General features: G+C 65.4%; 18 protein-coding genes. 12 read left to right on the forward strand and 6 right to left on the reverse strand.

The window, feature by feature from the left end:
- Entirely contained in the window at positions 1-1,404 is a 1,404-nt protein-coding gene (locus AAHE99_RS08765) for a glycoside hydrolase family 88/105 protein (RefSeq protein ID WP_342116562.1), read from the reverse strand.
- A 156-nt stretch (positions 1,405-1,560) separates the two neighbouring features.
- Between AAHE99_RS08765 and garD the strand changes: the two genes are divergently transcribed.
- From garD to AAHE99_RS08785, 4 genes are read left to right on the forward strand one after another with little or no spacing between them, the layout of a single operon-like run.
- A complete protein-coding gene (gene garD / locus AAHE99_RS08770) occupies positions 1,561-3,117 on the forward strand; it encodes a galactarate dehydratase (protein ID WP_342116564.1) in 1,557 nt (518 codons plus the stop codon).
- 15 nt (positions 3,118-3,132) lie between these two features.
- Complete coding sequence (locus tag AAHE99_RS08775) at positions 3,133-3,942, forward strand: NAD-dependent epimerase/dehydratase family protein (RefSeq protein ID WP_342116565.1); 810 nt, start codon at positions 3,133-3,135, stop codon at positions 3,940-3,942.
- Complete coding sequence (locus AAHE99_RS08780) at positions 3,939-4,823, forward strand: aldose 1-epimerase (RefSeq protein WP_342116567.1); 885 nt, start codon at positions 3,939-3,941, stop codon at positions 4,821-4,823. Before AAHE99_RS08775 ends, AAHE99_RS08780 begins: the two co-directional genes overlap by 4 nt.
- Positions 4,820-7,456: a family 43 glycosylhydrolase gene (locus AAHE99_RS08785; protein ID WP_342116569.1), complete on the forward strand. Its 2,637-nt coding sequence runs from the start codon at positions 4,820-4,822 to the stop codon at positions 7,454-7,456. Before AAHE99_RS08780 ends, AAHE99_RS08785 begins: the two co-directional genes overlap by 4 nt.
- Here the strand turns inward: AAHE99_RS08785 and AAHE99_RS08790 are convergent.
- From AAHE99_RS08790 to AAHE99_RS08800, 3 genes are all read right to left on the reverse strand, one after another.
- Positions 7,435-8,748: a DUF1593 domain-containing protein gene (locus AAHE99_RS08790; RefSeq protein ID WP_342116571.1), complete on the reverse strand. Its 1,314-nt coding sequence runs from the start codon at positions 8,746-8,748 to the stop codon at positions 7,435-7,437. The two genes, AAHE99_RS08785 and AAHE99_RS08790, sit on opposite strands and share 22 nt — an antisense overlap.
- 10 nt (positions 8,749-8,758) lie before the next feature.
- Complete coding sequence (locus AAHE99_RS08795) at positions 8,759-10,528, reverse strand: pectate lyase family protein (RefSeq protein ID WP_342116573.1); 1,770 nt, start codon at positions 10,526-10,528, stop codon at positions 8,759-8,761.
- A gap of 71 nt (positions 10,529-10,599) precedes the next feature.
- On the reverse strand, positions 10,600-11,301 hold the full coding sequence (locus AAHE99_RS08800) for a FadR/GntR family transcriptional regulator (RefSeq protein ID WP_342116574.1): 702 nt from the start codon (positions 11,299-11,301) through the stop codon (positions 10,600-10,602).
- 120 nt (positions 11,302-11,421) lie between these two features.
- On the opposite strand from AAHE99_RS08800, the gene AAHE99_RS08805 reads away from it, so the two are divergent.
- From AAHE99_RS08805 to AAHE99_RS08835, 7 genes are all read left to right on the forward strand, one after another.
- Positions 11,422-12,153, forward strand: coding sequence for a FadR/GntR family transcriptional regulator (locus tag AAHE99_RS08805; protein ID WP_342116575.1), 732 nt, complete (start codon positions 11,422-11,424; stop codon positions 12,151-12,153).
- A gap of 200 nt (positions 12,154-12,353) precedes the next feature.
- Positions 12,354-13,265, forward strand: coding sequence for a 5-dehydro-4-deoxyglucarate dehydratase (gene kdgD / locus AAHE99_RS08810; RefSeq protein WP_342116576.1), 912 nt, complete (start codon positions 12,354-12,356; stop codon positions 13,263-13,265).
- Positions 13,265-14,845 carry an aldehyde dehydrogenase (NADP(+)) gene (locus AAHE99_RS08815; protein WP_342116577.1) on the forward strand — a complete coding sequence of 527 codons (1,581 nt, stop codon included), beginning with the start codon at positions 13,265-13,267 and terminating at the stop codon, positions 14,843-14,845. The genes kdgD and AAHE99_RS08815 overlap by 1 nt, the downstream gene beginning before the upstream one ends.
- Before the next feature lie 51 nt (positions 14,846-14,896).
- Positions 14,897-16,303, forward strand: coding sequence for an MFS transporter (locus AAHE99_RS08820; RefSeq protein WP_342116578.1), 1,407 nt, complete (start codon positions 14,897-14,899; stop codon positions 16,301-16,303).
- Positions 16,303-17,187, forward strand: a complete 885-nt coding sequence (locus AAHE99_RS08825) for an SMP-30/gluconolactonase/LRE family protein (RefSeq protein WP_342116580.1) — start codon at positions 16,303-16,305, stop codon at positions 17,185-17,187. The genes AAHE99_RS08820 and AAHE99_RS08825 overlap by 1 nt, the downstream gene beginning before the upstream one ends.
- A gap of 71 nt (positions 17,188-17,258) precedes the next feature.
- Positions 17,259-18,281: a hypothetical protein gene (locus AAHE99_RS08830; RefSeq protein ID WP_342116582.1), complete on the forward strand. Its 1,023-nt coding sequence runs from the start codon at positions 17,259-17,261 to the stop codon at positions 18,279-18,281.
- Positions 18,282-18,350: 69 nt separating this feature from the next.
- Positions 18,351-18,557, forward strand: a complete 207-nt coding sequence (locus tag AAHE99_RS08835) for a type II toxin-antitoxin system MqsA family antitoxin (protein ID WP_342116583.1) — start codon at positions 18,351-18,353, stop codon at positions 18,555-18,557.
- Here the strand turns inward: AAHE99_RS08835 and AAHE99_RS08840 are convergent.
- The gene (locus tag AAHE99_RS08840) at positions 18,554-19,360 is read right to left on the reverse strand and encodes a helix-turn-helix domain-containing protein (RefSeq protein WP_342116584.1); all 807 of its coding nucleotides are present in this window, start codon (positions 19,358-19,360) and stop codon (positions 18,554-18,556) included. The two genes, AAHE99_RS08835 and AAHE99_RS08840, sit on opposite strands and share 4 nt — an antisense overlap.
- A 108-nt stretch (positions 19,361-19,468) precedes the next feature.
- Here AAHE99_RS08840 and AAHE99_RS08845 point away from each other — a divergent pair, with 108 nt between their 5' ends.
- Positions 19,469-20,479 carry an alpha/beta fold hydrolase gene (locus AAHE99_RS08845; protein WP_342116585.1) on the forward strand — a complete coding sequence of 337 codons (1,011 nt, stop codon included), beginning with the start codon at positions 19,469-19,471 and terminating at the stop codon, positions 20,477-20,479.
- A 3-nt stretch (positions 20,480-20,482) separates the two neighbouring features.
- On the opposite strand, the gene AAHE99_RS08850 is transcribed toward AAHE99_RS08845, so the two are convergent.
- The gene (locus tag AAHE99_RS08850; protein WP_342116588.1) at positions 20,483-21,337 is read right to left on the reverse strand and encodes a class I SAM-dependent methyltransferase; all 855 of its coding nucleotides are present in this window, start codon (positions 21,335-21,337) and stop codon (positions 20,483-20,485) included.
- Between the last annotated feature and the right edge of the window lie 78 nt (positions 21,338-21,415).

Consider the following 21,415-nt stretch of genomic DNA (forward strand, 5'->3'; position numbering starts at 1 on the left):
TTAATGGTGTTCGCGGTAGTCGGTCGCACCGCCTTTCGGCAGGTAGTGGTAAGTGCGCACGCGGAACTGGATGTCGAGCTTGGGATTGGTGACCAGCTTGATCATCTCGGCGCCGGCCAGCAGCACCGGGCCGTAGCCGTGCAAGGCGTGCTTGCTGGTCGGGCGGTTGTAGTAGTACACCATGTCGCCAGCCAGCGTGGTGCCGACGCAAGTGCCTTCGACCTCGCCGGCGTCGGTGATCCTGGTCTGCAGGCCGGCCCAGCCGGCTTGTGCGATGGAACCGTATGGCGCAGGCGAGACCCAGCCCTGGTTGACCGCGTGCGCGATCACGTAGGTGAAGATGGCGGAGGCCGAGGTCTCGAGGTAGGAGTCGTTACGGTCGATCATCTGGTGCCACAGGCCGGTGCCGGACTGGCGTTCGGCGATGCCCTGCAGCGCCTTGCGCAGCTGCGACAGCACTTTCGGGTAGCCCGGGTGGTCCTTCGGCAGCACGTCCAGCAGGTCCGACATGGCCAGCACCGACCAGCCGTTGGCGCGCGACCAGTAGAAGTTTGGCGCGTCCTTCATGCCGGCGTGCCAGCCGTGGGTGTACAGGTTGGTTTTCGGGTTGAACAGGTAGTTGGCCATGTTCAGCACATTCTTCACCGCGTCGTCGTAGTAGGCGCGTTTGCCGGTCATGCGGCCCATCTCGGCCAGCGCCGGAATGCCCATATACATATCGTCGCCCCACAGCGATTCAGCCTGCGGGCGTTTGCGCGCCAGGGTGCCATCCTTCAGGCGGAACTGCTGGTTGGCGACCCAGTCGCTGCAGGTGGCGATCATATCGGCCAGGTCCGGGCCGACCTTGGCTGCGCGGGCGCGCATCAGGGCGGCGCACATCGAGCCTGAGTCGTCCAGCGAGCGCGGGTCGAGGAAGCGCGAGAAGCTGTTGGCGCGTTCCAGCTTGAACTGCTTCTCCTGCGCGGCAAAGTAAGGCTTGCTCTCTTTGAAGAAATTGAAATGGCGCTCGGTCATGGCGGTGAAGCTCTTGTCGCCGGTGGCTTCGGCGGCGCGCAGCAGGCCGGCGTGCACCACGCCCATCTCATACACCTGGATGCCGAAATCGCCCTTGCTTGGCTCGAAGATCGCATCGGCTACCGGTGCGCTCAGGTCGGTGATGGCGGCGCCGGTCTTCTTGCTGATGATGCGGGTCGGCGTGACGGAGTCCATATAGCCGCGCACCTTGTGCAGGGTGCCGGTGATTTCCGCCACGGTCGGCATCTTGTACGGCACCGGGTAGGTGCCTTCGCCGGCATCGTTGGCGTTTTTGTTGTCGGGATTGCGGTACGGGCCTTCGGCCTGGGCCGGGCTGAGGGCGAACAGGCAGGCCAGGACGGCTGCCAGCAGGGGAAATTTCGGCTTCATAGGTCTCCGGGTGCGACGTTTTAAGTGTGGTGAAAGTGCGTCATCTGGTCAGGCCATTCTAATTTGGTCAGACCAAATAAGCAAGGTGGACTAGCCAATCGTGATTTTTATGTGGCATACTGAAAACGCTGGATAGGACACCCCAAAGGACTTCGAATGAAAATTGCACGCTACATCAAGATGCACGAGGCAGACAATGTTGCCATCGTGGTCAATGACGGCGGCTTGCCGGCCGGCTCGGTCTTCGAGGATGGCCTGGTGCTGGTCGAAGGCGTGCCACAGGGGCATAAGGTAGCGCTGACCGACCTGGCTGAAGGCGACCCGGTCACCCGCTACAACGTGACCATCGGTTACGCCGACCAGGCGATTCCGCGCGGCTCCTGGGTCTCGGAAAAGGTGCTGCGCATGCCGGGCGCCCGCTCGCTGGACGGCCTGCCGATCGGCACCCGCACCCCGCCGCCGCTGCCGCCGCTGGAGGGCTACACCTTCCAGGGCTACCGTAATGCCGATGGTTCGGTCGGCACGCGCAACATCCTGGCCGTGACCACCACCGTGCAGTGCGTGTCGGGCGTGGTCGATTTTGCTGTCAAGCGTATCAAGGAAGAACTGCTGCCGCGCTATCCGAACGTGGATGACGTGGTGGGGCTGGAGCATATCTACGGCTGCGGCGTGGCGATCGATGCGCCGGGCGCCGATGTGCCGATCCGCACCCTGCGCAATATCAGCAAGAACCCGAATTTCGGCAACCAGGTGATGGTGGTATCGCTGGGCTGCGAAAAGCTGCCGCCGACCCGCCTGTTCCCGGCTGGTTCGATCCCGATTGCTGCGGCCAACGCCAACGCACCGGCCGGCGAGCCGGACGTGGTGTGCCTGCAGGATGGCGCGCATGTCGGTTTCATGTCGATGATCGAATCGATCATGAAGACCGCCGAGCATCACCTGAAAATTTTGAACGCCCGCCAGCGCGAAACCGTGCCGGCTTCCGAGCTGGTGGTGGGCGTGCAGTGCGGCGGCAGCGATGCCTTCTCGGGCGTTACCGCGAATCCGGCGGTGGGCTTTGCCACCGACCTGCTGGTGCGCGCCGGCGCCACGGTGATGTTCTCGGAAGTGACCGAGGTGCGCGATGGCATCGACCAGCTCACCTCGCGCGCCGCGACGCCGGAAGTGGCCGCCGCCATGATCCGCGAGATGCAGTGGTATGACGATTACCTGAAGCGCGGCAGCGTTGACCGCAGCGCCAACACCACGCCGGGCAACAAGAAGGGCGGCCTGTCGAACATCGTGGAAAAGGCCATGGGGTCGATCGTCAAATCCGGCTCGGGCGCGATCCATGGCGTGCTGTCGCCGGGCGACAAAGTGGCGCAGAAGGGTTTGATCTACGCCGCCACCCCCGCCAGCGATTTCATTTGCGGCACGCTGCAAATGGCGGCGGGCATGAATATCCACGTCTTCACCACCGGCCGCGGCACGCCATACGGCCTGGCGGCGGTGCCGGTGATCAAAGTCGCCACCCGCAACGACCTGGCGCAGCGCTGGCACGACCTGATGGATGTGAACGCGGGCCGCATCGCCAGCGGCGAAGCCACCATCGAGGATATCGGCTGGGAGCTGTTCCGCCTGATGCTCGACGTGGCCAGCGGCAAAGAGACCTGGGCCGAACACTGGAAGATCCATAATTCCCTGGCGCTGTTCAATCCAGCGCCGGTTACCTGATATCGGAGTAGAAAAATGACGGCAAAACCTTTCAAACGCATCCTGATGACCGGCGCGGCCGGCGGCTTGGGTAAGGTGCTGCGCGACCGCATCAAACCGTGGGCGGAAGTGGTGCGCCTGAGCGATATCGCCGATATGGGCGAGGCGCGCCCTGGCGAAGAGCTGGTGCAGTGCGACCTGTCCGACAAGGCGGCGGTGATGCAGCTGATGGAGGGCGTGGATGCGGTGCTGCATTTCGGCGGCATCTCGACCGAGGCGCCGTTCGAGGCGATCATGCAGGCCAATATCCTGGGCGTGGCGAACCTGTACGAGGCGGCTTACAAGCATGGCGTGAAGCGCCTGATGTTCGCCAGCTCGAACCACGCTATCGGCTACTACAAGACCACCGATATGCTGGATGCGAATATGCCGACCCGTCCGGATAGCATGTACGGCATCTCCAAGGTGTTTGGCGAGCAGATGTCGCGCTACTACTACGACCGTTTTGGCATCGAGACGGTGTGCATCCGCATCGGTTCCAGCTTCCCGGAGCCGGCCAACAAGCGCATGATGTCGACCTATCTGTCCTATGACGATTTGACCGAACTGCTGCGCTGTTCGCTGTTCGCGCCGCGCGTTGGGCACACCATTGTGTTCGGCATGTCGGACAACGACTCCGTGTGGTGGGACAACCGCTACGCGGCGCACCTGGGATATCGTCCGAAGGATTCTTCGTCCAGGTTTGCGCACCTGTTCCCGGATACCAGCGAGTTCCCGGCCAAGGATGACGTGACCACCATCTACCAGGGCGGCAAGTTCCTGCTCGACGGCCCGATATTCAAATGATCGAGCTGCGCAAGGGCAGCCTGCGGGCGGTGGTGCTGCCTGCCGCCGGCGGCGGCCTGGCGCGCTTGGATTGGCTGGCGCCGCAGGATGGCGCCGAGCCGATATTGCGTCCCGCGCCCGACGGCGTCGCGCAGCCCTTGCCAGGCCAGATGGCCTGCTTCCCCCTTGTCCCCTGGTCCAACCGCATTTCCCCTGACGGCTTCGAATTCGAAGGCCAGCGCTACACGCCTGCGCCCACGCGCGACGGCGATCCATGTCCGATCCATGGTGATGGCTGGCGCCTGCCATGGCAAGTCGAATCGCGCGACGAGAGCAGCGTGGTGCTGTCCTTGTACCGCCGCGATGGCTCGCCATTCGCCTTCACCGCCCACATGGCCTACACGCTGTCGGCCAACGCCCTGCGCGTGACGCTGAAGGTCACCAACAATGGCCCACACGCACTGCCGTTCGGCCTCGGCCTGCACCCCTGGATGCCGCACCCTGAAGACGCCCGCTTGCGCGCTGCTGCCGACGGCGTCTGGCTGTCCGGCACCGACAAGCTCCCCACCCGGCACGTGGCGCCGCCTGCGGCTTGGGACTTCTCCGACGAGATCCCGCGCCCGCTGCCGCGCGACGGCGTGGACCATGCTTTCACCGGCTGGAACGGACGCGCCGAGATTGACTGGCCGGCGCGCAAGCTGCGGTTGCGGATGGAGGCCGACATGGGCTACTACATCCTGTACGTCCCGCCCGGCAAGGACTTCTTCTGTTTCGAACCGGTCGACCACCCGATCAACGCCTTCAACCTTCCCGGCGGCCCGATGGCCAACGGCCTGACCGTGCTGGCGCCGGGGCAGGACCTGTGGCGCACCGTAACGTTTGCCGTCGAGGAGCTGGCATGAAACCTTCGCGCACGGTTGCTGCGCTATTTTGCGCCGCGCTGGCGGCGACCGCGCAGGCCCTGGCCGAACCGGCCGGCGCCGCGCCTGCACCGTACAACGCTGAAACCACGTATGCCAAGCTGGTGGGCCAGTATCCGTACATTGCCATCGCCAGCGCTGACGTCCCGGCGCCCGTGCGTGTGCTGCGCGGCCTGACCTATGTCCAGCGCGGCGAACGCGCCCTGCAGCTGGACCTCTACCTGCCCGGCGCAAATGCCGGGACGCCCGGCAGCCCGTCCACGCCCGCAGCCGCGCCGCTGGTCGTCCTGGTCCACGGCGGCGGATGGCGCAGCGGAACGCGCGAGAATATGGCCCCGCTGGCAGCGCGCCTCGCAGCACGCGGTTTCGCCGCCGCCACGGTCAGCTACCGCTTGTCCGGCGAAGCGCAATATCCCGCCGCCATCCACGACGTCAAGCAAGCCATCCGCTGGCTGCGCACCGCCGCGCCGCAATATGGCTTCGACCCGCAACGCATCGCCATCGCAGGCGGCTCCGCCGGCGGCCAGATCGCCGCCCTGGTCGGCATGACCAATGGCCACCCCGCCTTCGATCCCGATGCAGCCAGCGCCACCCACTCCGCCGCCGCTCGCGCCCTCGGCGCTGCGCCGAACGCTGCGGAGGTGGCCGTCGCATCGAGCGCCGTGCAAGCCGTCATCAACATCGACGGCCTGTCCGACTTCACATCCGCCGCAGCACGCGAGCACGAAGACGACCCGGCCAAGAACCCCTCCGCAGCCGGCGCCTGGCTGGGAGGCCGCTACGCCACCCGCGCAGAGGTATGGCATGCAGCATCCCCCCTCACGCACGCCGGTGCCAGCAGCCCCCCAACCCTATTCATCACAAGCAGCCAAACGCGCTTCAGCATCGGCCGCGAAGAGCTCACAGCCCGCCTGGCCCAGCACAACATCGCCAGCGAGCACGCAAACCTGCCCGGCACCCCGCACTCCTTCTGGCTTTTCGACCCCTGGCTCGCACCAACCGTCGATGCAATGGAACGCTTCCTGCACCGCACCTTCGGCACAACGCAGGCAGCACGCGCGCCATGGTCCGCAGACCTTGGCGATGGCCGCTACCGCAACCCCATCCTGCACGCCGACTACTCCGACCCAGACGCCATCCGCGTCGGCCAGCGCTACTACATGACATCCTCCAGCTTCACCAACGTCCCAGGCCTGCCGCTGCTGGAATCCGACGACATGGTGAACTGGCGCCTGGTCGGCCACGCCTTGCCACGCCTGGTACCGGAAGAAGGCTTCCGCACGCCCCAACACGGCAAAGGCGTCTGGGCCCCAAGCCTGCGCCACCACGCCGGAAAATTCTGGATCTTCTACCCAGACCCCGACTACGGCATCTACGTCATCACCGCAAAAAACTTCGCCGGCCCATGGAGCAAGCCGCGCCTGCTGATGGCCGGCAAAGGCCTGATCGACCCCACGCCGCTGTGGGACGACGACGGCAAGGCATGGCTGCTGCACGGCTGGGCAAAATCGCGCGCCGGTTTCAATAACGTTTTGAGCCTGCGCCCAATGGCGCCAGACGGCAGCCGCATGCTGGACGATGTCAGCCGCGTCGTCATCGACGGCAACACGCTACCCGGTTACAAGACGCTCGAAGGCCCCAAGTTCTACAAGCACAATGGCTGGTACTACGTGTTCGCCCCGGCAGGCGGCGTGGAGACCGGCTGGCAGTCCGTCTTCCGCTCGCGCCACATCGACGGCCCCTACGAAGCGCGCATCGTGATGGAGCAGGGCGCCAGCAGCATCAACGGGCCCCACCAGGGCGCCTGGGTGCGCGCAGCCGATGGCAGCGACTGGTTCTACCATTTCCAGGACAAACGCGCCTTCGGTCGCGTAGTGCATCTGCAGCCGATGCGCTGGCAGGACGACGGCTGGCCGATCATCGGCGAACCCTCCGCCAGGCCCGGCGTCGGCCAGCCGGTGACTGAGCACGCCAAGCCGCTGCCCGTACGCCCCGGCGCCGCGCGGGCGCCGGAATGGCCCGTCATCGGCGACGAGTTCGGCGCAACGCGCCTGGCGCCGCAATGGCAGTGGGTGGCGAACCCAGAGCCGGGCTGGTATTCGCTGACCGTCCGCGCCGGCTACATGCGCCTTTACGCGCAGCCTGCACCATCCGGCGATGCCCCGCTGCGCTCCATGCCTGCCGTCCTCACGCAAAAGCCGCCCGCACCAGTTTTCACTGCGACCGCCAAACTTGACCTGCACGCTATTGCGGATGGCGACGAAGCCGGCCTCGCCATGTACGGCCAAAGCTACGCCTGGCTGGGCCTGCGCCGCGAGCAGGGCGGGATGCGTGCGGTGTATGTGCGCTGCGAAGCAGTCAACGAGAAATGCAAAGAGCAGACCGCAGCTTCGCAGCCGTCAGTCACGAACGGCGAGCCAATCTACCTGCGGATGCAAGTCGGCGCCGGCGGACAAACCATGTTCTCCCTCAGCGTCGATGGCGCGAACTACACGCCAGCCGGCACCCCGTTCACCGCCGCCATGGGCCGCTGGGTCGGCGCCCAGATCGCCCTGTTCGCACGCGGCGCAAGCGGCGCCTACGCCGACATCGACTACCTGCGCATTACGCCCTGAATGCCAGGCTTCATTTCCCGCGTACGCTGTAGGCGCGCGGCAAAGTCTTTCAGGAACTCGGCGCGATGGCGGCTGACGGATAAAGCGCCTTGATTCGGGCCTTCCTGGAATTGCGGGGATGGATCATCGGTCCACCAGTTGGGGTACCTGGCGGACGGCCGCAGCGCCATCTCCGGCTCCGCATCGCGCGAGGTGAAGCCGCCAGCCTGACCATCGAGACCGGGATGGTTACTCTTGATGCGGTAGCTCCAGGCCTTCGATTCCTTCGGCGAGAACAGGAAATGCCATGCGCCGTCTTCGCCCAGGAAACCGGTGAACGCCTGCTTGTCCACCAGCAGCGCTGCCTGCGGCTGGGCCGGCGCCTTGCCGTCAGGACGCAGCACCAGCTCAATGATGCCGAAGGTCTCGATCAGGTCTGCCGTGGTGAGGTGCCTGGTGAAGGTCACGCGCGGCCGGTCCCAGGCACGCACGAAATGACCTCCCCAGCCACCGGCGCCCGGCCGTTCGGGATGGGCGCCCAGTACATAGGCGAGGGAAGGCGTATCGCCCATTTTGATGTGCGGTGCAATCGTCGTGAAGTAATCGCCCAGCGCGCCGAAGCCTTTCACGTGGCGCTCCACGAAGGTCTTGTTGCCAAGGTCGCCAGATTGGTCGCCGCCGAGGAACCAGCCGCGATAGGTCGAATTATTCTCGATCATCCACAAATCCGGATGTTCACGGGCCAGGTAGTCGTAGGCGGTGACCGACCACTTCTTGTTCGGGCCACCGATCATGTAGACGCGCAGCTTGCTCTTGATATCCGGCGCATCATGCAGCGCCTGCGCCAGGTCTTCGAAGCCGCCCCACAGCAGCACCCACAGCGGGCGCGGATCGCCCTGGCGCGCGCGCTGGATGATCCAGTTCGAGCCCTCGGTCGGCTCACCCCAGCCGCGCAGGCCGGCCAGGTCGGAGCCGCCTTGCTTTGTGATGCTGCGTAGCTGGTCCGGCGTTGGATATTGCGGCGACCAGGTCTTCAGCTGCGGGTAGTCCTTCCCGTACACCGAGATGATGTCCATCAGATGCCGCTTGCGGTTGCGGCCTTCGCCCCATGGCGATGCGATCATGCCTTCCAGGTCGATCATGTCGCTGTACAGCAGCAAATGGACCAGCGACTGGAAGTCGTCGAAGTCGGTGCCGCCGATATCGGTGGACACAATCACGCGCGGCCGCGGCGACTGGCCGCCGCCATCGGCGCAGTAGCCGGCGAGCGGCAGCGCCAGGGCGAGTGCCGCGAGAAGTTGGCGTCGGTTCATTGTGGCCTCTTTAACGGCGCAGGTGCTGCAATCGTCCCAGGCGGCCAGCGCCGGCGTTGGTCATGGCGTTGGCCTGAACCTCTCCGGCTGGCAGGGCGGTGAAGGCGTAAGGCACGCTCCAGCCGACGTCGGCGGAGAATTCGCAATCTGTCAGCGCCTTGCCGTTCATCTGCGAGCCGCGATCCAGCACCGCGCCCGGATCGGACTTGCCGGGATTGCGCAGCGCATCCTTGCAGCCACGCGCGCCCTCGACATCGTAAGCATTGGCGTCGATGATCACGCGCGCCTGTTTGGCAATGCCCACGCTGTATTCGTGCGCATACTCCGCATGCTTGCGCGAACCCTTGTGGAAGTTGTTCAGCAGGTGCACCTGCCCGAAGCGCACGCGCGGCGCACGCGCCGTCACGTGATCGAAGAAGTTGTTGGCGAAGGTCACGCGCAGATGGCCGATATCGCCGGTGGCGTTGTCGCTGCCGCCGACCAGCGTGTTCTTTTCATGCAGCGCGAAGTGGTTGTTCGATACGGTGACGAAATCCGAACCGCCCGTGATATCGAGCGCGCCGTCGTGGCACTGCTTCAGCATGCCGTTTTCTTTCGGCGACTGGCCATCCGTATGCGGCGCATCGGTAAAGCTGTTATGGTCGATCCAGATATGGTGCGAGCCCACCACGGTGATCCCGTCGTAGACCGAATTCCAATTGCCGTGCGCGCCATCCTGCGGATCCCACTTCGGCTCCGGATCGCAGGGATTGCTGATCGAGAGATTGCGGATAATGACCTGGCTGACGTTCGACACCAGCAGGCTCGCATTCACGAAGCCCGCATCTTCTCCAAGGCCCATCAGCGTCGTATTGGAAGGCAATCGCACCACGCCCGGCCTGGCGCCATCCGCCATGTCGATGGTCCCGCGCACCAGCACCACACGGCTCGCGCCCGGGGCGGCGATTGCCGCCATCATCTCCGCACGGTTTGAAACGGTGTGGACGGAAGACGGCGCGGCATCGGCGCCGCCGCGCGTGCCGCCCTCCGCGCCTGCCCAGCCATCGGCAGGTGCATGTTCGCGCGCCAGCCCGCGCGCCGTATCGGCTGGGTCGACGAGCGGGCCGAGGGCAGGGAACAGGCGCACCAGCTCGCGCGCCACCATATCGCCGAATACGCGGCCGCCTTTCGGGCCAAGGTGTGTGTAATCGAAGCCGGCGCCTTTGGGAGCAGCCAGCGTATCCGCCTGCTCCGGCCCCATGGCCTGCACCGCCGCCAGCGACAGCGCATTCAGGTCCAGCAGCGCCGCGCCTTCGCGCCGCGCCACCTCGCGCATGGCCGCCGCCCATGGCGCCAGGTCATTCCACACATAGCCGTTGCGGAAGCTGCGGCGCGTGAGGGAAGTCACCAGCACCGGCACGCCGCCGCCAGCCTTCACATCCGCCACATAGCGCGCCAGGTTGGCGGGATATTCGCGCACCAGGTCCGTCGAGCGTCCCGGCTTGCCCGGCTGGTCGTTGTGGCCGAACTGCACCAGCACATAAGTCTTGCCGAAGCCCGCGCCGTCGCGCAGCAGCGCCTGCACCTCATCCCAGCGCCCCTCGGCGCGGAAGGAGGACGAGCTGCGGCCGTTCCTGGCCAGGTTCAGGCACAGCGTATCGGCACGCTGGCGGCGGCACAGGTAATCGCCATAACCGCCGCCGCTGGCGACGGTTGAATCGCCGACCAGGATGATGCGGTCAGCCGAATACGCCGGCACGGCGGCCAGCGCTGCAAGGGAAAAAAGGATGTGGCGCAGCATGAGACTCCCCTAAAGTTCGTCTCATTCTATTTTGGCCTGACCGCACATGCAAGTGGTCAGGCCAAATTATTTTATCCGCGCGAGAAGGTCTTGGTGACGCGTTCCAGGTGGGCGCGCATGGCCTGGCGCGCGCCGGAGGCATCGTGCGCCGCGATGGCCGCCACGATATTGCGATGGTCGTCCAGCGTGTGCTGGCGCAGTTCTTCCGTCTGGAAGTGTTCTTTCAACTTATGCCACATGGTGCCGCGCTGGTTCCACAGCGTTTCCACCACACCCACCAGCGCCGTGTTGCCGGTAGCGCGCGCAATCGCCAGGTGGAAGTTGCGGTCGGCCTGCTCGTTGGTGGCGCGGTCCGCGTGGTGCTGCTCCATGTCCGCTGCCGCGCGCAGGATCGCATCGATAGCCGAATCGGTCGCCATCTTTGCCGCAATCGCAGCCACTTCGGATTCGATCAGGCGGCGCGCCGCCAGCACTTCGAACGGCCCCGGGCCGCCTTCAGCCACGTCGGAAGGGGCGGCCACCTGCTCGCTGACGTACACGCCGGAACCGCCGCGCACCTCCACCACGCCGGACAGCTCCAGCGCGATCAGCGCTTCACGCAGCGAAGCGCGGCTGACCTCCAGTTTGGCGGCCAGGTCGCGCTCGGCCGGCAGGCGGGTGCCGGGCTTGATGTTCTCGGTGTGGATCAGGTCCTGGATCTTGGCTGCGACCACGCGGTACAGGCGTTGTTCGCCGGCTTGATTTGGCTCTGTTGATACAGTCTTTTTGTTCATGCGGCGACTCGTTAGATGGTCGCCCGATTTTAATTTGGTCTGGCCAATTTCGCAAGAAAACCCTGGGGAGATGTCTCTGATAGGATGTCTGACATCTTTTCGATGTGTATAATGCCAGATATGACTATTCCCCCACGCAAGCGACACACCCTGGCCCAGGGCGTGGTCGAACAAATCAGCGGCAGCATCAACAGCGGCATGCTGAAGCCCGGCGACAAGCTGCCGACCGAGTCCGCCATCATGGAGCAGCACGGCGTCAGCCGCACTGTGGTGCGCGAGGCGATCTCGCACTTGCAGGCGGCTGGCCTGGTGCAAACGCGCCACGGCATCGGCACCTTCGTGCTGGAAAAGCAGCGCCAGAGCGGCGGCCTGGGGATCGACGCCGAAAGCATCGTTACCGTGCGCGACGTGCTGGCCATCCTCGAGCTGCGCATCAGCATGGAGACCGAGACCGCCGGCCTGGCCGCGTCGCGCCGCAGCGACGAGCAAGTAGCCGAACTGGGACAAGCGCTGGGCGATATGCGGCAAGCGATGGAGCAGGGCCGCGCCTCGGTGGAAGCCGACCGCCGCTTCCATCTGACGATCGCCAAGGCCACCGGCAACCGCTATTTCGTCGATATTTTGGGCCAACTTGGGCAGGCCATCATCCCGCGCGCCCGCGTCAACACCGCCGGCCTGGCGCAGGACCGCCCGGCCGACTACCTCGAACGCGTGCACCGCGAGCACGAAGACATCTTCCGCGCCATCCAGCGCCAGGACCCCGAAGCCGCCCGCGCCGCCATGCGCACCCACCTCTCCAACTCCCGCGAACGCCTGTTGCAAGCCCAGCAACGTTTCGAAAGCGCCGCCTAACACCCCAGCCCGTGTCCCACCCTGGGGTCACACCCTGGGTGAGACACGAGCTCTTGCATTGTCTGGTTGAGCCCGTGTCCCGGTTGGGGTGTGACCCCAAGGTGGGACACGGGCTCGAGCAGATTTTTCTTGCGTTCGGTTGATCTAGGTTGTACGATGACTTACAACTGCTAACCACTCAAGAGGAGTCAACGATGTCCATGTCCCCGCAAGAACTCAAAAAAGTCATGTCTTCCGGCCTGCTGTCCTTCCCGATTACCGACTTTGACGCACAAGGCAATTTCAACGCGCAGTCTTATGCGGGCCGTCTGGAATGGCTGGCGCCTTACGGTGCGAGCGCGCTGTTCGCAGCGGGCGGCACCGGTGAGTTCTTCTCGCTGACCGGTCCTGAGTATTCGGAAATCATCAAGGTCGCGGTCGACAGCTGCCGCGGCAAGGTGCCGCTGCTGGCCGGTACCGGCGGTCCGACCCGCCAGGCGATCGCCTACGCACAGGAAGCCGAGCGCCTGGGCGCCGATGGCCTGCTGCTGCTGCCGCACTACCTGACCGAAGCTTCCCAGGATGGCTTGATCGAGCACGTGGCTGCCGTCTGCGCGTCCGTGAAGATCGGCGTCATCGTCTACAACCGCGCCAACTGCCGCCTGTCCGCCAATTCGCTGGCCAAGCTGGCCGAGCGCTGCCCGAACCTGATCGGCTTCAAGGATGGCATCGGCGACATCGAACTGATGGTGCAGATCTACCGCAAACTGGGCGACCGTTTCTCCTACCTGGGCGGCCTGCCAACCGCGGAAGTCTACGCCGGCGCCTACAAGGCCTTGGGCACTCCGGTCTATTCGTCGGCTGTCTTTAACTTCGTGCCGAAGCTGGCGATGGACTTCTACCACGCCACCGCCGCCGGCAACACCGCCGAAACCGACCGCATGCTGGATGAATTCTTCCTGCCATACCTGGAGATCCGCAACCGCAAGGCCGGCTACGCCGTGTCCATCGTCAAGGCCGGCGCGCGCCTGGTTGGCCACTCCGGCGGTCCGGTCCGCGCTCCGCTGACCGACCTGACCGCGGAAGAAGATGCAATGCTGCTGGCCCTGATCAAGAAGCAAGGTGCACAATAATGCAGATCACCGGTGAAATGATCATCGGCCAGCAGCTGGTGCGCGGCAAAGCCGGCACCCAGCTGGCCTTTAATCCGGCAGCCAAGGCCACCATGCCGCCGGAATTCGGCCTGGCCGATCTGGCGGACGTGGAGCGCGCCTGTGCGCTGGCGGAGCAGGCCTTCGACGCCTACCGCAGCACCTCGCCGGAAGCGCGCGCCGCTTTCCTGGAAGCTGCGGCCAACAACATCGATGCGCTGGGCGCCACCCTGACCGAGCGTGCCATGGCCGAAACCGGCCTGCCGCAAGCGCGCCTGGAAGGTGAGCGTGGCCGTACCGTCAACCAGCTGCGCCTGTTCGCAAAAGTGGTGCGTGATGGCCACTGGCAGCACGCTACGCTGGATTCGGCGCTGCCGCAGCGCACCCCGCCGCGTCCCGACCTGCGCCTGCGCAAGATTGCAGTCGGCCCGGTCGTGGTGTTTGGCGCTTCCAACTTCCCGCTGGCGTTCTCGGTGGCGGGGGGCGATACCGCGTCCGCGTTGGCGGCGGGCTGTCCGGTAGTGGTGAAGGCGCATGCCGCCCACCCTGGCACCTCGGAGCTGGTGGCGCGCGCCGTGCAGAAGGCTGCCGCCGATTGCGGCATGCCGGAAGGCGTGTTCTCCATGATCCATGGCGACGGCCGCACCGTCGGCCAGGCGCTGGTGGCGCATCCGGCCATCAAGGCGGTGGGCTTTACCGGTTCGCGCCAGGGCGGCACTGCGCTGATGCGCACCGCTGCCGCGCGTCCTGAGCCGATCCCGGTCTACGCTGAAATGAGCTCGATCAATCCAGTGTTCATGCTGCCGGCCACGCTGGCTGCGAATGCGGAAGCGCTGGGCGCTGCCTTCGTCGAGTCGCTGACCATGGGCGTGGGCCAGTTCTGCACCAATCCGGGCCTGGTGATCGGCGTGGCCGGTCCCGACTTCGACCGTTTCGCCGCTGCTGCCGCCGCGGCGCTGCTGCCGAAGGGCGCCGGCACCATGCTGACCGCCGGCATCCACAGCGCTTATGAAGCTGGCGTTGGCCGCCTGTCCGACGTGGCGGGCGTGAAAGTGCTGGCGATGGGCCAGGAAGAGGGCGCCGGCTGCGCCGCACAAGCCGCGCTGTTCCGGGTCGATGCCGAAACCTTCGTCGCCAGCCACGCGCTGCAGGAGGAAGTGTTCGGTCCGGCCTCGCTGCTGATCGCTTGCCGCAACGAAGCCGAAGTGCTGCGCCTGGCCGCCAGCCTGGAAGGCCAGCTGACCGCCACCGTGCATTGCACGGCCGACGACCATCCGCTGGCTGCCAAGCTGCTGCCAACGCTGGAGCGCAAGGCGGGCCGCGTGCTGTTCAACGGTTTCCCGACCGGCGTCGAAGTGTGCCACGCTATGGTGCACGGCGGCCCGTTCCCGGCTACTTCGGACAGCCGCACCACGTCCGTCGGCGCCACGGCCATCGAGCGCTTCCTGCGTCCGGTCAGCTACCAGAACGTGCCGCAAGCCTTGCTGCCGGCCGCCCTGCAGGACGATAATCCACTGCGCCTGGCGCGTCTGGTGGATGGCGAACTGCGCACCGCAAATTAATTGTGTAGTACGGCCGGGGGAGACACCGGCCTTTTTGACTGATAAAACATTATGAATCAGCCCACCCCGCAAGCCGTAGGCCTGGCCGAAGCGCCGGCCGCCGCCATCGGCAAGTACCGCTGGACCATCTGTGGCCTGCTGTTCTTCGCCACCACCATCAATTACCTGGACCGCCAGGTGCTGTCACTGCTGGCGCCCGCGCTGTCGAAGGAATTCGGCTGGTCCAACACGGACTACGCCAATATCGCCGCCGTATTCCAGTTCGTGTACGCGATCTCGATGCTGTTTGCCGGCCGCGTGATCGACAAGATGGGCACGCGCCGCGCTTTCGTGCTGGCGATCGTGATCTGGTCGCTGGGCGCCATCTTGCACGCCTACTCGGTGGCGATCGGCACCGCCGTCAGCAACCTGTTCGTCGGCGCCGGCCTGGCTGCGGTGCCGGTCTCGGTGGCCGGCTTCATGGTGGGCCGCGCCGTGCTGGCGCTGGGCGAGGCGGGCAACTTCCCGGCCGCCATCAAGGCCACTGCCGAATACTTCCCGAAGAAGGAGCGTTCCTTCGCTACCGGCATCTTCAACTCGGGCGCCAATATCGGCGCGATCCTGGCGCCGATCACGGTGCCGCTGATCGCTGAATTCTGGGGCTGGCAGGCCGCCTTCATCATCATCGGTGCGGTGGGCTTTGTCTGGATGGGCTTCTGGCTGTATTTCTACGATACCCCGGCGCAGCAGAAACGCCTGTCGCGCGCCGAGCTGGATTACATCAACAGCGATGCGGCCGATGCACCGGCTGCGGCGCCGGCCGATGCGCAGCGCAAGGCATCCTGGTTCAAGCTGCTGGGCTACCGCCAGACCTGGGCCTTCACCCTCGGCAAGTTCCTGACCGACGGCGTGTGGTGGTTCTTCCTGTTCTGGCTTCCTAAATTCATGTCGGCGCAATACGGCTTGACCTCGACCGAGATGGTGCTGCCGCTGGCGGTGCTGTACTCGATGACCATGGTCGGTTCGATCGGCGGCGGCTGGTTCCCGGCCTGGTTCATCAACCGCGGCGCCAGCGTCTACCACGGCCGCATGCGCGCCATGCTGACCATCGCTTTCTTCCCGCTGGCGGTGCTGCTGGCGCAGCCTTTGGGCTACCTGGGCGTGTGGGTGCCGGTGATACTGATCGGTATCGGCGCTTCGGCGCACCAGGCCTGGTCGGCCAACCTGTTCACCACCGTGTCCGATATGTTCCCGAAACACAGTGTCGGTTCGGTGGTCGGTATCGGCGGCATGGCCGGCGGCCTGGGTGGTGTGTTGATCACCAAGGTGGCGGGCAAGCTGTTCGACCATTACAACGCGCTGGGCCAGATCCAGACCGGCTATATGATCATGTTCACCTTCTGTGCATTGGCTTACCTGCTGGCGTGGTGCCTGATGAAGGCACTGGTGCCGGCGCATAAGGAAATCACGGACTTGTAATGGAACGTATCGGCGGAGTTCACTGCACGGTGGGTGAAAGCCCCACCTGGCACGCGGCGGAAGGCGCGTGGTACTGGGTCGATATTCCGGCGCGCCGTATCTGGCGCCTGGACTACTCCAGCGGCGTAGCCAGCTTCTGGGAAGCGCCGGAAATGGCGGCCTGCGTGTCGCCTGCTGCGCAAGGCGGTTTGATCGCGGGCATGGAGAGCGGCATTTTCCACCTGACGCTGGGCGAGGACGGCAGCGTGGCGGCCAGGCGTCTGGCGGCGCCGCCGGCTGCCGATCTGTTTGAAGGCATGCGCTTCAACGATGGACGCTGCGACCGCCAGGGGCGCTTCTGGGCTGGCACCATGTTTATGGATATGTCGGCGGCGCGTGCGGTCGGCAAGCTGTATCGCTACACTGCCGCCGGCCTGTCGCAGCCTTTCGTGTCGGGAATGCTGACCCAGAACGGTACCGCATTTTCGCCGCGCGGCGAGGTGATGTACCTGTCCGACTCGCACCCGCAGCGGCGCATGGTGTGGGCCTTTGATTACGACATCGCCAGCGGCACGCCGCACAACAAGCGCATCTTCCTCGACCTCGGCGCGCAGACGGGCCGTCCCGACGGCGCGGCGGTCGATGCCGATGGCTGCTACTGGACTTGCGCCAACGACGGCGGCCTGCTTCAGCGCTACACCCCGGCCGGTCTGCTGGACCGCGAAATCGGGCTGCCGCTGGCCAAGCCTTCCATGTGCAGCTTCGGCGGGCCTGATCTTTCTACCTTGCTAGTGACCTCGATCGACCCGGGCAACACCGGCAGCGAGTGGCCCGGCAGCGTGCTTTTGCTGCGTCCCGGCGTGCAGGGCGTTGCGGAAACCGCATTCGGCGCGCAGAACCTTTGACGCAGGACAAAGGGGCTACCGTATAGCGCTGCCTACAATCGTCTCCACGACTGCAACCATGGGAGACGGTGATGAAATTCGAAGTTTTCGGCGATGGCTCGGGCGCCTTTAGCGGCGCCGACGAGGCTGAATGCGTAGCGCTCAATCAATTCATGGAAATGATGGCGTCGTTCGACAAGCAGCGCCTCGGCAGGAAGCGTTTTATCGCCATGCTCGAGCGCTGCATCAGCCAGACGCCGACCTTCCTCGATCCTTACCAAGTCCTGGCTTCCTTGAATATGATGGAAGGCAAATCCGGCAAGGCGTTGAAATTGGCGCAACGCGGCCTCGCCGTCGCCGATGCGTTGCTGCCGTCCGGATTTGATGGGCGCATCCCATGGAACCATGAAGGAAACCACTCCTACCTGACGCTGACGCGCACCCTGGTGACTTGCCTGAGCGGCATGCGCCAGCACAAGGACGCCGCGCGGCATGCGGCAAGAATGCTGGCGCTGGATCCGGACGATGGAGCCTGCGTCCGTTTCACCGCCGGCCATGAGATGCTGCGGGCGCGCGAGGAAGAGCATGCGCAGCATTTGTTCCGCGACTATGCGCATGAATATCCGCCATTTTGCTATGAGCTGGGTTTCACCTTGTTCCAGCAGCGCCAGCTGGTGGCTGCGGCCACCGCATTCCGGCGCGGCATTGCCGCCAACCCCTATATCGCGCTGGTGCTGTTCACAGGGCAGTCGCCCAATGCATTCCCGGTCGCCCACATCAACTGGTGGGAGGGCCCTGAGGCCGCGGTCAAATACCTGGGGGCTTATGGCGATATCTGGGATGACGCTGCCGAAGTCCAGCGCTTCCTTTATTGGCTGTTCAACCACTCCAAAGTGATGGCCGAGCGTGCCGCCATGATGGCTTGCAAAGAAGAACGCCCCTTCGTGGAGACCCCCGGCGCTGATGACGCTTCCAGGGAGCGTGAAGTGGCACTGGTCGATGCCATCGACGACACCGTGTCGGCCACCATCGTCCGCCAGCGCGTTACGCCGTCCGGCATGCTCTGGCCCTGGGACACTTACCAGGGCGCCGCACCGGCACACACCCTGCACTGAAGGGAGGCACTGTTTACCGCTTGTGGTTGATCTGTTACATTTCGTGCAGCAGTCCCACGGAGCCCCTTAATGATTTGTCCTTTTTGCGATGAGCCCGCGATGAAGCACGCGGTGCGCGATATCCCTTTTGAATACAAGGGCCAATCCATCGTCATCCCCCACGTCGAAGGCGATTTTTGCGATGCCTGCGGCGAAATGATCATGGCCGACGCGGAATCGCTGCGCGTCGGCACCGCCATGCGCAGTTTCCAGAAGCAGGTCGACGCCGGCGCTTAATTGCCGGCCAATGCGCGGCAGAAGGCGGCGCTGGCGTCGTCGGCAGGGAAGCACGCTTCGATGTGCAGCTCTTCCAGCGTGACGTCGCGCGGTGTGCCGAAGGTGGTGACGGTGGAGAAGAAGGCGACGCGCTGGCCGTCGCGCTCGAAGACGGTTTCCAGCAGCGGCGCGGGCACGGCACGCAGGTCGCGCTGGCGCCATTGCTGCGGCACGCCGGGGTAGGACAGCACTTCATCGAGCAGCGTGCGGGCCCTGGTGTCGTTGGGTGCGGTGGCCACCAGCTTGTGCAGGTGGGCCAGCAGGTGGCCGGCTACTTCCTCCCAGTTCGCCAGCACGGCGCGCAGGTCCTGCGGGTCGAACACGTTGTGCAGCATATTGCGGTGCGGGCTGTCGCGGCCTTTGAGCAGCCAGCGGTTCATGCGCAGGGCGGCGTCGTTGGCCATCACGATGTCCCAGTGGCGGTTCATCAGGAAGGCGGGGTAGGGTTCCTGCTGCTTCAGCATCGCTTCGATCGCGCGCCGCATGGGGGCCAGCTCGGGGTTGGCCAGCGCTGATTCGCTGTAGCGCGGGGCGTAGCCGGCGGCGACCAGCAGGGCGTTGCGGTCGCGCAGGGTCATTTCCAATGTGTCGGCGATGCGCGCGAGGATGTCGCGGCTGGGCTGCGCTTTGCCGGTTTCGATGCAGCTCAGGTGGCGGCTCGAGATGCCGGTGTCCAGCGCCAGGTCCATCTGGCTCAGGCGGCGGGCGGAGCGCCATTCGCGCAGCAGGGCGCCGACGTGGGCGATTGGGGTGGGGGCGTTCATATGGCTATCTTAGCAAGTTCCGGCGTTGCGGTTCCATGACCTGGGAGGTCATGGCTTTTCGTCTGCTGCACGCACATCATGGAAAAACTGTCTTTAAGGAGAAATGCCATGATGATGCGTCGGGACTTTTTGAGGTTTTATGTTTCTGCGGCGGCTGTTGCTGCCGGGGCGGTTGCGGCTCGCGTGGCCGGCGCTGTGGAACTCGCGGGGGCTGGTGGCGGACGCGCTGCGGCGGTGCGGGCGCAGGCGGCGCGGGATGCGCGGGGCTGGCGGGCGGCGCGGCGCTTCGTGGCGACCAGCATGGGCCGCGTGGCGGTGGTGCAGCGCGGGCATGGTCCGCAGGCGGCGCTGTTCCTGCATGGCCTGCCGCTGAACAGTTTCCAGTGGCGCGGCGCGGTGTCGCGGCTGGCGCAGTACCGCCGCTGCATCGCGCCGGACTTCCTGGGCCTGGGCCACAGCGAGCCGGCGCCGGATGCGAAGCTGGATCCGGAAGGCCAGGTGGCGATGCTGGTGGAACTGCTGGACAAACTAGGTGTGCATAGTGTGGACGTGGTGGCCAGCGACAGCGGCGGCGCCGTCGCGCAGCTGCTGCTGGTGCTGCATCCGGAGCGCGTGCGCAGCCTGCTGCTGGCCAACTGCGATACGGAAGTCGACTGCCCGCCGCCGGCCATGCTGCCGGTGATCGACCTTGCCAAGCAAGGCCGCTTTGCGAAAGAGTGGCTGGAACCCTGGCTGGCAGACAAGGACAAGGCGCGCTCCAGCGAAGGCCTGGGAGGCCTGTGCTACGCCCAGCCCGCCGCGCTGGCGGACGAAGTCTTCGATACCTACCTGCGCCCCCTGGTCGACCACCCGCAGCGCCTGCACGCCTACATCGCCGCGCTGGAGCGCAACGCCCTGCACGGCATCAAGCCCGCGCTGCAGGCAAGCAAAGCGCCGGTACGCGTGTTGTGGGGCATGGCCGACGGCATCTTCCTGCCGCGCGGCGCCGACTACCTCGAGCAAGCGTTCGGCAACAGCAAAGGCGTGCGCCGCATCGCGGGCAGCAAGTTGTTCTGGCCGGAGGAGCGCCCGGAGCTGCTGGCGCAGGAAGCGCTGGCCCTGTGGCGCAGCGTGGCCTGATCTCTAGCGCTTGCGGTACAGGCAGACGATGATATCGCTGGTGAACAGCTTCGTCAGCGGCAGCAGCACGCAGCGGATGCCCAGCCACTGCACCGCCGCCTTCAGCGGATGCACCTGGCCGAACATGGTCAGCCGCTGCCACAGCCCGTTGGCGGTGACGGCATCGATCTCGGTGGAGTGCAGCAGGTCGAAGCCCTCGCTGCCCACCAGGCGGGTCAGGTTGTCCGGATTGAAGTAGTGCACATGCGGCGACGGCATCCCCTTTTGCCACAGCCGCTCGAAGGGACCGCGCAGCCCAACGCGCGCGAACAGCTTGGACAGACGGTAGAACAGCCCACGGCTGCTCGGCAGGTTCAGCACCAGCGTGCCGCCCGGCGCCAGCCGGTTGTGGCAATCGCGCAGTGCAGCGCGGATGTCGGGGATATGCTCGATCACATCGTTAAACACGATCACATCGAAACGCTCCTCGGCCTTGAGCGCCTGCGGGAAGTAGCCGATGCGCACCGGCAGCCCGCGCGCCGAAGCCTTGGCCGCCACCGCTTCATCCGGCTCGATGCCCTGCACCTCGAAGGCGCCGGCCGCCGCCTCCAGGAACCAGCCATGCGCGCTGCCGACATCGAGCAGGGTGCGCGCGCCGGGTGCGGCGTACTGGCGGGTGAGGGCGACGATGGTGCGGAAGTTCTGCTGGCGCAGCGCCTTGAGCGAGGTTTCGCGCGTGTCCTCGTCGATTTCCGCATGTTCGGCAGCGTGGTTGATGGCCACTGCCAGTGCCGCACTCTCATACGCGCAGGACGGGCAGGTGTGGTGCCAGCCCGACAGGCCGGCGCTCAGGGGAGTTTGGCATACGATGCAAGTCATGCTCAAGACGATAGCATGATTATATTGTTGAGATATACACAAATCATCACAGCCCAAGCTGCGGTAAAATCGCAGGTT

The sequence above is a fragment of the Pseudoduganella sp. OTU4001 genome (genome assembly GCF_038440195.1).
Lineage (GTDB): Bacteria > Pseudomonadota > Gammaproteobacteria > Burkholderiales > Burkholderiaceae_D > Rugamonas.

What these genes read in the sequence shown, in the direction of transcription:
- AAHE99_RS08765 (WP_342116562.1), bottom strand. Translation starts at nt 1,404, where the DNA reads ATGAAGCCGAAATTTCCCCTGCTGGCAGCCGTCCTGGCCTGCCTGTTC.
- garD (WP_342116564.1), top strand. Translation starts at nt 1,561, where the DNA reads ATGAAAATTGCACGCTACATCAAGATGCACGAGGCAGACAATGTTGCC.
- AAHE99_RS08775 (WP_342116565.1), top strand. Translation starts at nt 3,133, where the DNA reads ATGACGGCAAAACCTTTCAAACGCATCCTGATGACCGGCGCGGCCGGC.
- AAHE99_RS08780 (WP_342116567.1), top strand. Translation starts at nt 3,939, where the DNA reads ATGATCGAGCTGCGCAAGGGCAGCCTGCGGGCGGTGGTGCTGCCTGCC.
- AAHE99_RS08785 (WP_342116569.1), top strand. Translation starts at nt 4,820, where the DNA reads ATGAAACCTTCGCGCACGGTTGCTGCGCTATTTTGCGCCGCGCTGGCG.
- AAHE99_RS08790 (WP_342116571.1), bottom strand. Translation starts at nt 8,748, where the DNA reads ATGAACCGACGCCAACTTCTCGCGGCACTCGCCCTGGCGCTGCCGCTC.
- AAHE99_RS08795 (WP_342116573.1), bottom strand. Translation starts at nt 10,528, where the DNA reads ATGCTGCGCCACATCCTTTTTTCCCTTGCAGCGCTGGCCGCCGTGCCG.
- AAHE99_RS08800 (WP_342116574.1), bottom strand. Translation starts at nt 11,301, where the DNA reads ATGAACAAAAAGACTGTATCAACAGAGCCAAATCAAGCCGGCGAACAA.
- AAHE99_RS08805 (WP_342116575.1), top strand. Translation starts at nt 11,422, where the DNA reads ATGACTATTCCCCCACGCAAGCGACACACCCTGGCCCAGGGCGTGGTC.
- kdgD (WP_342116576.1), top strand. Translation starts at nt 12,354, where the DNA reads ATGTCCCCGCAAGAACTCAAAAAAGTCATGTCTTCCGGCCTGCTGTCC.
- AAHE99_RS08815 (WP_342116577.1), top strand. Translation starts at nt 13,265, where the DNA reads ATGCAGATCACCGGTGAAATGATCATCGGCCAGCAGCTGGTGCGCGGC.
- AAHE99_RS08820 (WP_342116578.1), top strand. Translation starts at nt 14,897, where the DNA reads ATGAATCAGCCCACCCCGCAAGCCGTAGGCCTGGCCGAAGCGCCGGCC.
- AAHE99_RS08825 (WP_342116580.1), top strand. Translation starts at nt 16,303, where the DNA reads ATGGAACGTATCGGCGGAGTTCACTGCACGGTGGGTGAAAGCCCCACC.
- AAHE99_RS08830 (WP_342116582.1), top strand. Translation starts at nt 17,259, where the DNA reads ATGAAATTCGAAGTTTTCGGCGATGGCTCGGGCGCCTTTAGCGGCGCC.
- AAHE99_RS08835 (WP_342116583.1), top strand. Translation starts at nt 18,351, where the DNA reads ATGATTTGTCCTTTTTGCGATGAGCCCGCGATGAAGCACGCGGTGCGC.
- AAHE99_RS08840 (WP_342116584.1), bottom strand. Translation starts at nt 19,360, where the DNA reads ATGAACGCCCCCACCCCAATCGCCCACGTCGGCGCCCTGCTGCGCGAA.
- AAHE99_RS08845 (WP_342116585.1), top strand. Translation starts at nt 19,469, where the DNA reads ATGATGATGCGTCGGGACTTTTTGAGGTTTTATGTTTCTGCGGCGGCT.
- AAHE99_RS08850 (WP_342116588.1), bottom strand. Translation starts at nt 21,337, where the DNA reads ATGACTTGCATCGTATGCCAAACTCCCCTGAGCGCCGGCCTGTCGGGC.